The organism is Pseudarthrobacter sp. NPDC058119 (assembly GCF_042884655.1).
Classification (GTDB): Bacteria; Actinomycetota; Actinomycetes; order Actinomycetales; family Micrococcaceae; genus Arthrobacter.
The window spans coordinates 138331-151367 of the sequence record NZ_JBHVTN010000008.1 but is presented as its reverse complement, the minus strand read 5'-3'; the positions used below and the strand labels follow the sequence as shown (position 1 = coordinate 151367).

The 13037-nt window shown below is 68.0% G+C and carries 16 protein-coding genes and 1 riboswitch; of the genes, 6 read left to right on the top strand and 10 right to left on the bottom strand.

Annotation, left to right across the window (positions count from 1 at the left end):
- The first annotated feature begins 102 nt into the window (after window positions 1-102).
- Window positions 103-780, top strand: a complete 678-nt coding sequence (locus ACFVTD_RS17165) for an endonuclease/exonuclease/phosphatase family protein (protein ID WP_141160303.1) — start codon at window positions 103-105, stop codon at window positions 778-780.
- Between the two features lie 73 nt (window positions 781-853).
- On the opposite strand, the gene ACFVTD_RS17160 is transcribed toward ACFVTD_RS17165, so the two are convergent.
- A complete protein-coding gene (locus tag ACFVTD_RS17160) occupies window positions 854-1360 on the bottom strand; it encodes an NUDIX domain-containing protein (protein WP_387565179.1) in 507 nt (168 codons plus the stop codon).
- Window positions 1361-1408: 48 nt separating this feature from the next.
- The gene (locus ACFVTD_RS17155) at window positions 1409-1600 is read right to left on the bottom strand and encodes a DUF1918 domain-containing protein (protein ID WP_387565177.1); all 192 of its coding nucleotides are present in this window, start codon (window positions 1598-1600) and stop codon (window positions 1409-1411) included.
- 73 nt (window positions 1601-1673) lie between these two features.
- Here ACFVTD_RS17155 and ACFVTD_RS17150 point away from each other — a divergent pair, with 73 nt between their 5' ends.
- Together ACFVTD_RS17150 and ACFVTD_RS17145 are read left to right on the top strand one after the other, a co-directional pair.
- Window positions 1674-2180 carry a metallophosphoesterase family protein gene (locus ACFVTD_RS17150; RefSeq protein WP_387565424.1) on the top strand — a complete coding sequence of 169 codons (507 nt, stop codon included), beginning with the start codon at window positions 1674-1676 and terminating at the stop codon, window positions 2178-2180.
- Window positions 2181-2329: 149 nt separating this feature from the next.
- On the top strand, window positions 2330-3223 hold the full coding sequence (locus ACFVTD_RS17145) for a glucose 1-dehydrogenase (protein WP_387565175.1): 894 nt from the start codon (window positions 2330-2332) through the stop codon (window positions 3221-3223).
- Between the two features lie 55 nt (window positions 3224-3278).
- Here the strand turns inward: ACFVTD_RS17145 and ACFVTD_RS17140 are convergent, their stop codons facing one another.
- From ACFVTD_RS17140 to ACFVTD_RS17125, 4 genes are read right to left on the bottom strand one after another with little or no spacing between them, the layout of a single operon-like run.
- Window positions 3279-3725 (bottom strand): DUF1810 domain-containing protein, encoded by a 447-nt coding sequence (locus tag ACFVTD_RS17140; protein ID WP_387565173.1) that lies wholly within the window; start codon window positions 3723-3725, stop codon window positions 3279-3281.
- A 20-nt stretch (window positions 3726-3745) separates the two neighbouring features.
- Window positions 3746-4276, bottom strand: a complete 531-nt coding sequence (locus tag ACFVTD_RS17135) for a DNA alkylation repair protein (RefSeq protein WP_387565422.1) — start codon at window positions 4274-4276, stop codon at window positions 3746-3748.
- Window positions 4273-4632 carry a TraR/DksA family transcriptional regulator gene (locus ACFVTD_RS17130; protein ID WP_387565171.1) on the bottom strand — a complete coding sequence of 120 codons (360 nt, stop codon included), beginning with the start codon at window positions 4630-4632 and terminating at the stop codon, window positions 4273-4275. The genes ACFVTD_RS17135 and ACFVTD_RS17130 overlap by 4 nt, the downstream gene beginning before the upstream one ends.
- A gap of 21 nt (window positions 4633-4653) precedes the next feature.
- The gene (locus ACFVTD_RS17125) at window positions 4654-6018 is read right to left on the bottom strand and encodes a lytic transglycosylase domain-containing protein (protein WP_387565169.1); all 1365 of its coding nucleotides are present in this window, start codon (window positions 6016-6018) and stop codon (window positions 4654-4656) included.
- A gap of 222 nt (window positions 6019-6240) precedes the next feature.
- Window positions 6241-6441, top strand: a riboswitch (cyclic di-AMP (ydaO/yuaA leader).
- Window positions 6442-6444: 3 nt separating this feature from the next.
- On the opposite strand from ACFVTD_RS17125, the gene ACFVTD_RS17120 reads away from it, so the two are divergent.
- On the top strand, window positions 6445-7293 hold the full coding sequence (locus ACFVTD_RS17120; protein WP_387565167.1) for a LysM peptidoglycan-binding domain-containing protein: 849 nt from the start codon (window positions 6445-6447) through the stop codon (window positions 7291-7293).
- Window positions 7294-7403: 110 nt separating this feature from the next.
- Here ACFVTD_RS17120 and ACFVTD_RS17115 read toward each other — a convergent pair whose 3' ends face one another.
- From ACFVTD_RS17115 to ACFVTD_RS17100, 4 genes are read right to left on the bottom strand one after another with little or no spacing between them, the layout of a single operon-like run.
- The gene (locus ACFVTD_RS17115; RefSeq protein WP_387565165.1) at window positions 7404-8864 is read right to left on the bottom strand and encodes a YdiU family protein; all 1461 of its coding nucleotides are present in this window, start codon (window positions 8862-8864) and stop codon (window positions 7404-7406) included.
- Window positions 8848-9795 (bottom strand): ribonuclease Z, encoded by a 948-nt coding sequence (locus ACFVTD_RS17110; protein WP_387565163.1) that lies wholly within the window; start codon window positions 9793-9795, stop codon window positions 8848-8850. Before ACFVTD_RS17110 ends, ACFVTD_RS17115 begins: the two co-directional genes overlap by 17 nt.
- Entirely contained in the window at window positions 9788-10312 is a 525-nt protein-coding gene (locus ACFVTD_RS17105) for a DUF664 domain-containing protein (RefSeq protein ID WP_387565161.1), read from the bottom strand. Before ACFVTD_RS17105 ends, ACFVTD_RS17110 begins: the two co-directional genes overlap by 8 nt.
- Before the next feature lie 49 nt (window positions 10313-10361).
- Window positions 10362-10793: a hypothetical protein gene (locus tag ACFVTD_RS17100; RefSeq protein ID WP_387565159.1), complete on the bottom strand. Its 432-nt coding sequence runs from the start codon at window positions 10791-10793 to the stop codon at window positions 10362-10364.
- 103 nt (window positions 10794-10896) lie between these two features.
- Here ACFVTD_RS17100 and ACFVTD_RS17095 point away from each other — a divergent pair, with 103 nt between their 5' ends.
- The gene (locus ACFVTD_RS17095; RefSeq protein WP_387565157.1) at window positions 10897-12069 is read left to right on the top strand and encodes an AI-2E family transporter; all 1173 of its coding nucleotides are present in this window, start codon (window positions 10897-10899) and stop codon (window positions 12067-12069) included.
- Window positions 12070-12166: 97 nt separating this feature from the next.
- On the top strand, window positions 12167-13033 hold the full coding sequence (locus ACFVTD_RS17090; protein ID WP_387565155.1) for a universal stress protein: 867 nt from the start codon (window positions 12167-12169) through the stop codon (window positions 13031-13033).
- Window positions 13034-13037: the final 4 nt, after the last annotated feature.

Sequence of the window (13037 nt, the reverse complement as noted above, 5' to 3'; positions counted from 1 at the left end):
CACGGCACGGCGGCGCAGGCAGCGAAATGTTGGAGGGTGGGCGTGGCAATCGGACTAGAGTAAGGAACTGGTCCTGTCAGCAACCCTCAAAAGAGGTGTTTCATGCGCGTCATCAGCTACAACCTCCGCAAGCACAAGGCCAGCGGCGAGCTCCTCGCCCTGGCCCGGAACCATGACATCGATGCGCTGTGCCTCCAGGAAGTGGACGCCAGCGACCTCCCGGAGACCCTTGGACCCCTGCACCTCGCGGATGCCACGAAGGGCAACAGGCTGGGGCTGGCCATCTACTACCGCACCAGCCGTTTCACCGCCCTGGACACGCAGTCCTTCGCGCTGAAGAAATCCATGCATGACAGGGTGCTCGCGCCGGCCCATGAGCGGCTGATCGGCACCCGGGTGATGGACACCGAAACGCAGCATGAGCTGGTGATCGGCTCCTTCCACGCGGCCCCATTGACGGCGTCGAACTCGCTGCGGCGGAAGCAGATCCACGCCGCCCATGCGGAACTGCTGAGCATGGGAAGGGGCCTGATGACCCTGATGGTGGGCGACTTCAACTACCCGTTCTTCACCAAGAACCTGGACATGCATATGAAGAACTCCGGGTACGCCCTGTCCCTAAGCAACCGGCGGACCTACACCCGGTACAAAGTGTTCAAGGGCCATTTTGACTTTGCCACGTCGCTGGGCCTGGACATTGCCAGCGTGGAAACACTGCCGCGCGGAAATTCCGACCACCTGCCCATCCTGGTCACGGCGGAGTACGGCGAAGGGTACTAGCGCCGGATCCCGGCGCAGGCCTATCAGCGTTCATTGCGCGGCATCCACCGGCCAAGGGTTAGTCGGCCCAGGGTTAGTCGGCGTCCAGCCGCGCCAGAAGGTCCGGCCACGCCGCGGCGAAACCGGGGTGCAGGTCCAGGCCGTCCACCTCCGCCACCGGAATCCAGAGCAGGGCGATGCTTTCGGGGTCGTTGATCACCGGTTCAAAGGATTCCCGCACCCGCACCACCACCGTGGTGTAGGACCAGTAACCGTGGTCCAGCACGGAGGTGAACAGCACCTCCACGCTCTCCGACGGGACGGCAGCTTCCTCATGGGCTTCGCGAAGGGCGCCGTCAACGGGTTCTTCACCCTGGTGCAAAGCTCCGCCGGGCAGGCCCCAGGTACCGCCGTTGTGGCTCCAGACGGCACGGTGCTGGAGGAGCACACCCTTGGCGGGGTCCCAGGCGAGGACGCCGGCCGCGCCGAACCGGCCCCAGTATCGGCCGCGGTCCCCTTCTACCCAGGCGTCGCCCGGATCACGCGGACCGGTGCGCTGCGGTGGGGTGGCGGACATGCCGGCGGACGGGAAATGATCCATTGGTCCAGTCTGACAGGTGTAGCGGGGGCCTGCAGTCCCGCAGGACCGTCAGGTGCCGTGTCCGTGGTCGACGGCGAAATCACCGCCGGGATACATGACGGTTTCGTGCCCGTCATCAAAGCGGACAAGGTAGGGCGGGTGCCCACCCTCTCCCCGCACCTCAAGGATCACTCCGTGCCGGTCCGTGGACCCTACGGTCCTCCCGTGCACCACGATGCGGTCGCCTTGGGCTGCCTCCATGGCAATCACCTCCCAGCCCCCAGATTACGACGCCGGGCAGCACGGCAACAGGGCGTCATGGCAGGATTCGGATATGCCCTTGAACCTGGTCCTGATAGCAGATACGCATGTGCCGAAGCGGGCCAGGAGCCTGCCCGCGCAGGTGTGGCACGCCGTGGAGCAGGCCGACGTGGTGTTCCACGCAGGCGACTGGGTGGAGGCGGCGGTGCTCGACGAGTTCGAGCACCGGAGCCGGCGCCTGCTGGGCGTTTACGGCAACAATGACGGACCCGACCTTCGCCGGCGGTTGCCTGCTACCGCCGCCGCGCTCCTGGGCGGGGTGCGTTTTGCGATGGTCCACGAGACCGGCCCGGCAAAGGGCCGCGAACAGCGGTGCGAGGCCCTGTATCCGGACGCGGACGTCCTGGTGTTCGGGCACAGCCACATTCCCTGGGACACGGTGTCGCCTGGCGGGCTGCGGCTGCTGAATCCCGGTTCGCCCACCGACCGGCGCCGCCAGCCGGCCTGCACCTATATGGAGGCCGTGGTGGAAGGCGGCCGCCTGGCGGAGGTCAGGCTGGTGGAAGTCCAGCGGGACTGACCGCGGGGCCGCTTGGCAGGGCGGGAGCTTTTGCCTAGGCTGGGAACCGTAAGCATGCTTAGTTTTTTACGGCTGCCTTGTGCGGCCTTGCTGCTTCACCATCCCGGGCGACGAACCAGCCCGCGTCCCGCACGAACAGGAGTACCACCATGACCGACCAGTACACCTTCCGTAATCCCGTGACTGCCTACGAAAAGATCTCCCCGCCCAAGCAGCACCAGCCGGAGCCGGGACTTGATGCGGAACTGGCGCCCAAGGCCGACCTCGGCGAGGAAACCTACCGCGGCACCGGGCGCCTCGAGGGCCGCCGGGCCATCGTGACCGGGGCGGATTCAGGCATCGGGGCAGCAACGGCGATTGCCTTCGCCAGGGAGGGCGCCGACGTCGTGCTTTCCTATTTGCCCCAGGAAGAGGAGGATGCCGCACGTATTGCCGGGATCATTGAGGCCGCCGGCCGCAAGGCCGTCAAGGTGCCCGGTGACCTCAAGGACTCCGCCGCTTGCCGGGAACTCGTAGACACGGCGGTGGCCGTGCTGGGCGGAGTTGACATCCTGGTCAACAACGCCGGAAAGCAGGTTGCCCAGGAGGACCTGGAAGACATCAGCGACGAGCAGTTCGACCACACCCTGAAGACCAACGTCTACGCCATGTTCTGGGTGACCAAGGCCGCGGTGCCGCACATGCCGGCCGGTTCGACGATCATCAACACCACGTCCATCCAGGCCTACAACCCGTCCCCGACCCTCGTGGACTACGCCACCACCAAGGCCAGCATCAACAACTTCACCAAGGGCCTGGCCCAGCAGCTGGCACCCAAGGGCATCCGGGTGAACGCTGTGGCGCCGGGCCCGATCTGGACCCCGCTGCAGGTCAGCAGCGGCCAGCCCAAGGAGGCACTGCCTGAATTCGGGCAGTCCACTCCCCTGGGCCGGGCGGGCCAGCCCGCTGAACTCGCCCCTGCCTATGTGTTCCTGGCCTCGCCCGAATCGAGCTACGTGGTGGGCGAAACACTCAACGTCAACGGCGGCAGCCCGACGCCATAGCGCCATGCCGCCGGGCGGTGCGGCGCCCAAAGGTCCCGCCGCACCGCCGCCGGAATCAGTCCGCCGCGTCCAGGCCGGCGAGGAGTTCGTCGGTGGCCGGGTCCGGTTCGCCGTCGAAGAACTGGGCCAGGACGGTCTTGAACACTGTTTCTCCGGGTGCCGCCCGGAGGAACAGTGTCATGCTGGAGCGGAGTTTCCTGGCGTCGATTCCGCCGAAAATGTCTTCGGCCGACTGGTCGGCGTGGTTTGCCAGGACCAGCGCGCACTCCAGGAGCCGCGGACCCAGCACCTCGTGGTCCAGGTACGCGCGCGCCTCAGCCAGGGAGGAAATGGCGTACTTGCGGGACATGTCGCTCTGTCCCAGCCCGGCAATCTGCGGGAAGACAAACCACATCCAGTGCCCGGACTTCCTGCCGACCTGCAGCTCGCCCAGCGCCTGCTCATAGGTCCCGCCGGTGTTTTGGGCGGCAACAAAACGCTCAAGGTCAAACGGTTCATTCATGTGGATCTCCTCGGTGCGTTCTACGTGGACAAGTCTTCTTCAAGGGCCTCGGCTGCCGCCCGCAGCCCGGGGTCCGGATCTTCCCGCCAACGAGCCAGGACGACGCCGGCCCGTTGCCGTTCACGCCCGGCGAGCCCAGCCAGCAAGGGGACCAGGACATCGGAGAGCAGGGGCGCAGCCAGGTCTTCTGCCTGGGCGGAACGGAGGAACCCCTCCAGCCGGGTCAGGTCGGAATGCCGGAGCAGCCGCACCCGGGACTGCAGCAACACGACGGCGGCCAGGCGTCGCTCGAACACCGGCCGCGAACCGGGCCGCGGCTGCCCCCACAGGGCCGAGGCCAGCAGCACCGTGCCGTCGTGGTCCAGGTCCTTGAATTTCCGCAGCGCGTCACGGACAGTCCCGCGGACGGCCCCCACCGACGACCCGTAGGAGGCCAGCTGCCCGCCCAGCCGGTTCCCGACGTCGTCGGCGCGATACCAGGAGCCCTCATTCTGCAGCGTCCGGTCGACGAAATCGGCCGCCGCCGACACAACCTCCGCGGCCTCCGTCATCGCCCGCGGCCGGCCGAGGCGTGCAGGATGCAGAACGGAGTCCATGGCCTGGCCTCCAGGCGCCCCTCGGCAATGGGTTCCCCGCACACCGCGCAGGTTCCGTAGGTTCCCGCGGCCAGCCGGGCCAGCGCCGCTTCGATGTGCTCAAGGCCGGCTGAGCTTTGTTTCAGGAGCGCTGAAGCCTGCGAGAGTTCAAAGGCGATGGTGGCACCCTCGGGATCGTGCTCGTCATCCACATTTGAGCCCTGGCGCGCCGAATTTGCGGCCTCGATATCCGCCCGCAGCGCCGGCAACAGGGCCACGCGCCGGGCCCGCTCCTCCTCGAGCAGCGCGCGGAACCGTTCGAAATCAGGCATGGGGACAGCCTAGCGCGTCAATCAGTACCAGTTCAGGGCTACAGAGTGGTTCCACGCCGCGCACGGGGACCCGTAGCGGTCCCTGATGTAGCCGAGGCCCCAGTCGACCTGAGTGCGGTAGCTGGTGAGCCAGTCGCTGCCGGCACTGGCGTATTTGCCCGGCGGCAGCGCCTGGGCTATTCCATAGGCACCGGAGTAGGCGTTGGTGGCTGTGGTCAGCCAGCTGGACTCCTTGGTCCACAGCTGGGCCAGGCACAGGAACTGGTCCTGGCCCCACCCGAAGGCGCCCAAGCGACCGGATGCGTAGCTTTTGGCTCCGCCGGGATCGTTCACCGCACCGCCGGGAACGGAAGGAACGACGACGGCAGGCGGACCCGGCGGGGCCGGCGCCTCCGTGGCGGCCGGCCCGGGATCGGCGACGGGAGGCGGAGCGGGAACGGGTTGGACACCGCCGGGCTGGACACTGCCGGGCTGGACAGGACCTGCCGGGACCGGGTTCGCCGCGGGCGCCGGTGCCTTCGGCTGCTGCGCCACCGCGGCAGCTGCCTGGGCCGCGGCCTCCGCCTGCCGCCGGGCCTGCTCCTCCGCGGCGGCGCGCTTGGCCGCCTGGGCCGCCTCGTAGGCAGCCTGGGCTGCCTGGCCCTGGCGGTACTCATTCTCAAGGGCCGCCGTCGTGCCTTTCAGGGCCGCGAGCTGGGCGGTCAGCTCGCCGCCGTGGCGCTGTTCCTCCGCAACCTGCCGGGCCAGCGCATCCTGGGCCGCGCGGGCCGAGTCCAACGTGGCCTTCGCCTCCTCGGAAAGCCGCTCCCGCTCGCTCCTGGCAACCTTCTCCTGGTCGGCAAGGGCTGCGGCTGCCTTTTCCGCAGCCGATGCCTTGGCAACCAGGGCCGCAGTCTTGTCCCCCACGAGCTTTACCAGGTTCAGTCCCTGGACGCTGTTGGTTCCAAGGGCATCCAGGGCCACGAAGAACCCTGCGTTGGTTCCCCCGGTCTTGTAGGACTCGACCGCCAGGGCGCCAAGGGCTTTCCGGTACTGTGCCAACTCCGCGTTGGCGTGGGCGGTCCGGCCGGAAAGGGTTTCCAGGCGGGCAGCAGCAGCCTGCAGCCCGGCGTCGGCGGCAGCGTACTCCGCGGCCGAGCGGACAGCCGCGTCCCCAGCCGCCTCCGACTCCGCCTGGAGGCCAGACAGCAGCCCGTTGATGGTGGCGATCTCCGCCGCCTTCGACGCTTCCGAGGACTGGGCTGCCTGCACGTCTGCCCAGGAGGGGTACCCGCCGGGCGGAGGCGGGTCGTCGGCGGCGGCCGCCAGGACAGCGGTGGCGGCCAGGGCAACAGCCGCCAGGCCCCCGAGCAAAGGAAACCTGGGGCTGGTTACGAACAGGGGCATAGTCCCGAAGCTTACCGCCGGATTCGAAGGTCATACAGGAACCCGTTTCCAGATTGTTACCGTCAGCAGGGAGCCCGGGCATCAGCCGAGGTCACCCCGGAAGCAAGCTTATTGTCCACACGTTTGCGCAATTCGAGAGGGCAGCCTCGTATGTTACCTAAATGTGACAATTGGCGTGCGCGTGGGTTAGGGTCGTCAGGTGTCCCTCCCAGACGGGACATTCCCGTCAGTATGCCGAGCCCTGCCGCTGACCATGGGATCCAACCGCTCCAGTTGGCAGGGACGGGGGAACCAAGTTTCCACGGCCACATGTGGCCTAGGGGTTAAGTCGCCAGCGCCGCCCTCCATTGCGGGTCCGCTTCCGGCCGGGTATCTCCAGCCCGAACCCGACAGCTCACCCCGCAGGCATGGGAGAGGCGATCAACCGTGTCAAAAAATTCCATTTCAGCCCGTCACCGCGCGACTCCGGCCCGCTCCATTGTGCTCGAGGGCCTCGCTGTAACAGCCAGGTCGCAGGCCCGCTCACTGGGCCGCCCGGCGCTGGCCGTGGCAGCAGCGTCCGGCATTGCGTTCGGCGTCGGCGCCCCGGCCCATGCTGGCGTAACCGCCCCGGACACCACTGAGCAGACCAGCGTGCAGGCCACCGCTTCAGCACCGGCCGCCCCGGCAGCAGCCCCTGCCGCGGCAGCAGGGAACGTCCACACCGTGGTGTCCGGCGATACCCTCGGCGCCATCGCCGCAGCGTACGGCGTCAGCCTCAATGACGTCCTGTCCGCCAACGGTCTGGGCCTGTCCTCGGTCATTTACCCGGGCGACCAGATCCAGATTCCCGGCGCCGGCTACACCGCGGCACCGGCACCGGCCCCGGTTGCAGCACCCGTGCAGGCGGCAGCCGCCACCGCACCGGCCAACACCGGCATGAACATGTCCTACGCCTCCGCCACGCCCGTGGCGTCCACTACCGGCAGCGGCACCGGCGCAGCGATCCTCGCCTCGGCCTACAGCCAGCTGGGCGTCCAGCAGGACTGCACTGCCATGGTTGAAAAGGCACTGCGCTCCGTTGGCAAGTCCGTGGGCGACCTGGCCCCCACCCAGTTCTTCCAGTACGGCACGGTGGTAGGCTCTCCCGCCCCCGGTGACCTGATCATCACCTCCGGCCACGTGGGTGTTTACGCAGGCAACGGCCAGGTGGTCAGCGGCGGCGTCAACGGCTACGACACCCAGGTGCACTCCATCAGCTGGCTCGGCGGTTACTCCGCTGTGCGCGTGGCCTAGTCTTCGCGCAACCGCAGGCGCGCAACCGCGCAGGCTTTAAATCAGGAGGGCGGCAGCCGGTACACCGGCTGCCGCCCTCCTGGCGCATCCGCCCTCCGCATCCGCGGCCGTCAGGTCCCGCAGAAGGTCATGTACGCGCCGAAGTCTTCAGGGGCGCCTTCCGCGTAGCGTTCCAGGCCGGGCCGTTCGGTGAAGGGGTCGCTGACTGCCTCGAGCAGCAGCTGCAAGGGTGCCAGGTTTCCGCCCGTGGCGGCGGCCAACGCCTCCTCCACCAGGTGGTTCCTGGGAATGTAGGCCGGGTTGACGCTGTCCATCAGGCCGGCGTCCGGTTCAAGTTCCTGCCACCGCACCAGCCAGGCATCGAGGGCGGCAAGGTCAAGGACCATGCCGCGCACGGCGCGGTGGTCCCCCCGCGCGGCTTTACCCAGGTTGCGGAAGAACAGGGTGTAGTCCACGGGTCCGTCCTTCAGGATGTCCAGGACATCATCCACCAGCGTCCCGGCGCGGCTTTCATTGGCGCTGTCCAGGCCCAGCTTGGCCGTCATCCCGCGGGTCCACGCAGTGCTGTACCGGCCGCGGAAACCACCCAGGACCTCCACTGCCGGGGCCACGGCTTTTTCCTGGTCCTGGTCAATCAGCGGCAGCATGGCCTCGGCGAGCCGGGCCAGGTTCCATTCGGCCAGGACCGGCTGGTTGGCGTAGGCATAGCGTCCGCCGACGTCGATGGAACTGTAGACGGCGGCCGGGTTGAAGGCGTCCATGAACGCGCAGGGCCCGTAATCGATGGTCTCCCCCGAAATGGTCATGTTGTCCGTGTTCATGACCCCGTGCACGAAGCCGACGAGCATCCACCGGGCGACGAGCTCTGCCTGGGCGGTGACGACCGCAGCGAACAGCGCAAGGTAAGGGTTCGCGGCATCGGCCGCCTGCGGGTAGTGCCTGCTGATGGCATGGTCTGCCAGCCGCTTCAGGAGGTCCATGTTTTCGGTGGCACGCGCGTACTGGAAGCTGCCTACGCGCAGGTGACTGCCCGCAACCCGGGCCAGGACGGCGCCGGGCAGCATGCCATCGCGCCGGACCTGCCGCCCGGTGGCCACAACGGCGAGCGAACGGGTGGTGGGAATGTGCAGTGCGTGCATGGCCTCACTGACGACGTATTCCCGCAGCATTGGCCCGACGGCGGCACGGCCGTCCCCTGCACGGGCGAAGGGCGTACGCCCCGAGCCCTTGAGGTGGACGTCCAGGAGGCGGCCCTTCCGGTCCATGACCTCGCCCAGCAGCAGGGCCCGTCCGTCACCGAGCAGCGGCGAGTACCCGCCAAATTGATGTCCGGCGTATGCCTGTGCCACGGGCGTGGCCCCCGCTGGAACGTGGTTTCCCACCAGAAGCCGCACACCCTCGGGGCTGCGCAGGTACTGCGGGTCAAGGCCCAGATCCGTTGCCAGTTTCTCGTTCAGGACCAGGAGCTCCGGGCTGGGCGCTTCCTCGGCCTGCCAGGGCACGGCAAGTTCCGCCAGTTCCCGGGCGAAACGGCCATCGAACGTGACCGTGGATTCAGCTGCTGCCGTCATGGTTTAACCCTATCGCCGTTGGTGGGCCGGCAGCCTCTACCGCCGGCTGCCGCCGTCGCGGAACGGGGATGCGGTCAAGGTCCCTGGCGGCGATCACGTCAACCCCGGGGGCCCGTGCACCCGCCTGTCCTGCAAGCACGGAAACATCGTCACCGTACCGAGCCGAGAAGTGGGTGAGCACCAGGGTGCGGGCCCCCGCGGACACTGCCAGCTGCCCGGCCTGCCCGGCGGTGAGGTGGAGGTACCGACCCGCCAGGGGGCCGTCGTCGTCACTGAATGTCGACTCGGCGACCAACAGGTCTGCCCCGTCTGCCAACTCTTCGGCGCCGGGGCACGGCGCCGTATCCATGATGAAGGCGAACCGCTGGCCCGGCCTGGGAATACTCATCTGTTCCAGCCTGACCGCCCCGAAGTGGCCATCGCGCTGGAGCAGGCCCACGTCGGGGCCGGTGATCCCTGCCGCCCGCAGCCGCCCGGGCAACAGGGTTCGTCCGTCAGCCTCCTGGAGGAGGTAGCCGTACGTCTCGATGCGGTGCTTCAGGGGTCTGGCCTCCAAACCTTCCGCTACGGGTCCGGGGCCCGGGTGCGGGTGGAGCCGGAGGTCGATGCCGGTTGTACTGATCGACACCAGTGCCCGGACCACCGGGTCCCCGGACGCCGGGTAGTGCAGGTGGACAGGGTGCGGCACGCCGTCGAGGGCCATCCGCGACAGGACCCCCGGCAACCCGTAGCAGTGGTCCCCGTGCACGTGCGTGAGGCAGATCCTGGTGATGTGGCCGGCCGCGACGCCGGCATGGATCATCTGGCGCTGGGTCCCCTCACCGGGGTCGAAAAGCAGCCCTTCGCCGTCCCAGCGCAGGAAGTAGCCGTTGTGGTTCCGGGTCCGGGTGGGGACCTGGGAGGCGGTGCCCAAGACGACCAGTTCACGCACCGCGGGCGTCCGCCGTCCCCGGGTGCAAGCCCCGGGCATATGCTGCCTGGCCAACGTGCTGGAGGCAGTCCCCCAGGATGCTGACGAGCCGCACCCCGAGGGTCACCGGCGGATCCCAGTGCCGGTCAACCACTCGGTCCAAGTCGGAATCAACGATGCCGTCGAGCACACGGGCGGTCTGCCGGTGCACCGCATCGTAATATTCCTGGAGCAGTTCCCGGGGCGCCTTGACGGTACCCACCTGCTCACTGGAGTGCCCATAGCCTGTGTCACGGTCCCCGAGCGGAAGGCCAAAGCGGCCCACGAATCCCTCCGCCTTCCAGACCTGCTCCAGGCCCGCGGCGGAGGCTACCTGCGCATCCTCAACCCGGGCCGTGTGCCAGATCAGCCAGGCAATGGAGTTCCCGTGGCCGCCCGGACGGTGCTGCAACTCCGCCGCCTCAAGGCCGTCGAGGGCCTGCCGGACCAGGCCAGGGAGCCGGCCAAAGGCTTCCTGGAGCACTTCCTTGGATTGCATGGTTCTCCTTCCCTTCCTGGCCGGGCCTGATACCCGGCCCGCCGGGTTGCTAGCGTTCCAGGTCGTCGGGCTCGAACTCGCTGAGGGGCGAGCCTCCGAAATTCTCCTCGTCGTCGCTGGCATCAGCCTCAAGGCCAGTCGGGACTTCGCCAAAATCGACATCGGCGGCTGCCTCACCGAGGGTGGGTGCGTCCGGCGGCACCTGCTCATCGCCGGAGCGGTACCGCGCCTGGGCGCTTTCATCCCGCAGCGCCTGCTCACTCAGGAAGTCCTCCTCCTCACCCGTGCGGGCCTCGTCCTGGAGAAGCGGGTCCTCCTGCCAGCGGTCAGGGTTGTTTTCGGCAGCGCCGGGATAGTTGTCCGGCTCCCCCGCTACTGGGTCCAGCTCAAGGGACGACGCCGCGCCCGGGCTCGCATCCAGAAGGACGTCCTCTTCCTCCACAACTTCCAGTCCATCGTCGGGGACGTTCTGTTCAGCCATGATGATGCCTTTCTGGTTGACTGTTGAGCAGACAATAGTAAGCATACTGACCAACAAATGCTGATGGAACCTCGGGTGCATACGGCAGGCAAGGAGAAAGCCCATGGAACGGATTGTTCCCCCCAACGGGGACGCGGCAAACCCGTCCCGTCCGCAGTCCGCCCCCGGCAGGATGTCGGTGCTGTGGACCGATGCCCTGGGACGGGCAAGCATACGGGCCGTCCAGGTGCTCGCCGTTCTCGCGCTCGCCTGGACGGCGGTGACGGCGGCTGTCCGGGTTCCGCTGGTCACCATCCCGGTCCTGGTGGCGCTGATCCTGGCATCGGCGATGGCTCCGGCGGTTCGTTGGCTCGCGGCGCGCGGTTGGCCCCGCGCACTGGCGGTCCTGTCGTCCTTCCTGCTGATCCTGGCCATTGCCGCTGGAGTGGTGGGAGGAATCATTGCCCTCGTCCGCCAGGAAGCCTCCGTGCTGGCGGCCCGGGCAGAAGCAGGAATCGGCCAGTTGCAGCAGTTCATCACCACCGGCCCCATCGCCCTGACAAAGGACCAGATCGACGCAGCCCGCGCCGAGTTCCAGAAATTCCTGGCCGGCGGCACCCTGGGCGCTGACGCACTGACCGGGTTGAGGACAGCCGGCGAGATTGCAGCGGGCACGGTCCTGACGGCAGTCATCCTGTTCTTCTTCCTCAAGGACGGCGAGAAGATCCGGGCCTTCCTGATTGGGTTCCTGCCCGGAAGACGCCAGGGAAAGGCCCATCTCGCTGCCGACCGCAGCATTGTGGTGCTCGGTGGATATGTGCGGGGAACCCTCGTCATAGCCGCCCTTGACGCCGTCATCGTGCTGGTCGGGCTCCTGGTGCTAAGGGTTCCGCTGGCAGTGCCCCTGGCGGCGGTGGTCTTCCTGGGCGGCTTCATTCCCATTATTGGCGCAACCACCGCAGGCAGCCTCGCCGTGCTGGTGGCGCTGGTCGAGAATGGGCCCGTTCCCGCGCTGATCGTCCTGATTCTCCTGGTGGCCGCAAACCAGTTTGAACACCACATCCTGCAGCCCCTATTCATGGGCCGGGTCCTGCGGATCCACGGACTGGTGATCATCCTGGCCCTGGCGGCAGGAGCCACCCTGGCAGGTGTCATCGGTGCACTGCTGGCGGTGCCGCTCACCGCCGTCGGCTGGACGATCTATAAGACCCTGGCGGAAAGCGATGCGCCCGGCCCGGAGGCCGTTACCCCCGGCGAACCCGGGACCCCTGGCGGCCCCGGCCCTCAAGGGTCCTGACCAGCGCTTCGGTGACCTTTGGCCCTACAGCCCGGCGCACACCGGGGACAGTCTTGAAAGGCAGGAACCCAGTTCACGACGAGCAGGAAGTGCGGCCATGACATCCCAGAAACCCATCGCTGTGGGCACCAACGACTCAGCCCAAAGCCAGGCCGCCGTCCTGTGGGCAGCCCGCCGCGCCCACCGCGCCGGCCTGCCGTTGGTGGTCCTCCACGTGGTGGACGACCGCTGGGTAGCCGAGCCCTATCCATGGTTCGGGACGCTCCAGCAGGCGGGTGAGGAACTCCTCAAGACCGCCGCGGGACGCCTCCAAGGAGCCGTCGCCCTCACCCCGGCAACTGAACTACTCACCGGAAGCGTGGGCGGGTCCCTGGCCAAGTACTCCAAGAAGACCTCGATGATGGTGGTCGGTTCCGGCAGCGCGCACCTCGGCGGATCCCTCGCCGACCGCGCGCTCCAGGTCGCCACCGCCGCCAAGGTCCCGGTCGCGGTCGTCGGAACCCAGGACCTCGAGGGCAGGTCAGGGGTAGTGGTGGGCGTCGACGGATCCCCCGAGGCCACACAGGCCGTTGCCTTCGCCGCCGCCGAGGCGGACCGGGAAGGAGACGAGCTCACGGTAGTTTATGCGGTCAGCGTGCCCAACCCCATTGTCGATGCCGGCCTGACGCCGGCCGCCCTTGCCGACCTCATTGTGGATGAGGACAGGGTGGTTCTCTCCGAAACCGTCGCCGGGCTGAAGGAGGACTACCCCGACCTGACCGTGCACCAGCGGCTGGAAACCGACCGGGGCCCGGTGGACGCACTTGTCGACGCGGCGGCCGGAGCCCGGCTCCTGGTGGTCGGCAGCCGGGGCCGCGGCGCCTTCAAGCGGCTCCTGCTCGGTTCCACCGCCCACGGTGTGCTGAAGCACCTGCCTTGCCCCACCATCATCACCCGGACGCAGACCGCCAAGAACCCCATCTAGGCCG

Coding starts and splice junctions, on each gene's coding strand:
- ACFVTD_RS17130 (WP_387565171.1), bottom strand. CDS start 4,632: ATGCCTGATTTCGAACGGTTCCGCGCGCTGCTCGAGGAGGAGCGGGCC.
- ACFVTD_RS17165 (WP_141160303.1), top strand. CDS start 103: ATGCGCGTCATCAGCTACAACCTCCGCAAGCACAAGGCCAGCGGCGAG.
- ACFVTD_RS17140 (WP_387565173.1), bottom strand. CDS start 3,725: ATGAATGAACCGTTTGACCTTGAGCGTTTTGTTGCCGCCCAAAACACC.
- ACFVTD_RS17145 (WP_387565175.1), top strand. CDS start 2,330: ATGACCGACCAGTACACCTTCCGTAATCCCGTGACTGCCTACGAAAAG.
- ACFVTD_RS17135 (WP_387565422.1), bottom strand. CDS start 4,276: ATGACGGAGGCCGCGGAGGTTGTGTCGGCGGCGGCCGATTTCGTCGAC.
- ACFVTD_RS17125 (WP_387565169.1), bottom strand. CDS start 6,018: ATGCCCCTGTTCGTAACCAGCCCCAGGTTTCCTTTGCTCGGGGGCCTG.
- ACFVTD_RS17150 (WP_387565424.1), top strand. CDS start 1,674: ATGCCCTTGAACCTGGTCCTGATAGCAGATACGCATGTGCCGAAGCGG.
- ACFVTD_RS17090 (WP_387565155.1), top strand. CDS start 12,167: ATGACATCCCAGAAACCCATCGCTGTGGGCACCAACGACTCAGCCCAA.
- ACFVTD_RS17115 (WP_387565165.1), bottom strand. CDS start 8,864: ATGACGGCAGCAGCTGAATCCACGGTCACGTTCGATGGCCGTTTCGCC.
- ACFVTD_RS17100 (WP_387565159.1), bottom strand. CDS start 10,793: ATGGCTGAACAGAACGTCCCCGACGATGGACTGGAAGTTGTGGAGGAA.
- ACFVTD_RS17160 (WP_387565179.1), bottom strand. CDS start 1,360: ATGGATCATTTCCCGTCCGCCGGCATGTCCGCCACCCCACCGCAGCGC.
- ACFVTD_RS17155 (WP_387565177.1), bottom strand. CDS start 1,600: ATGGAGGCAGCCCAAGGCGACCGCATCGTGGTGCACGGGAGGACCGTA.
- ACFVTD_RS17105 (WP_387565161.1), bottom strand. CDS start 10,312: ATGCAATCCAAGGAAGTGCTCCAGGAAGCCTTTGGCCGGCTCCCTGGC.
- ACFVTD_RS17095 (WP_387565157.1), top strand. CDS start 10,897: ATGGAACGGATTGTTCCCCCCAACGGGGACGCGGCAAACCCGTCCCGT.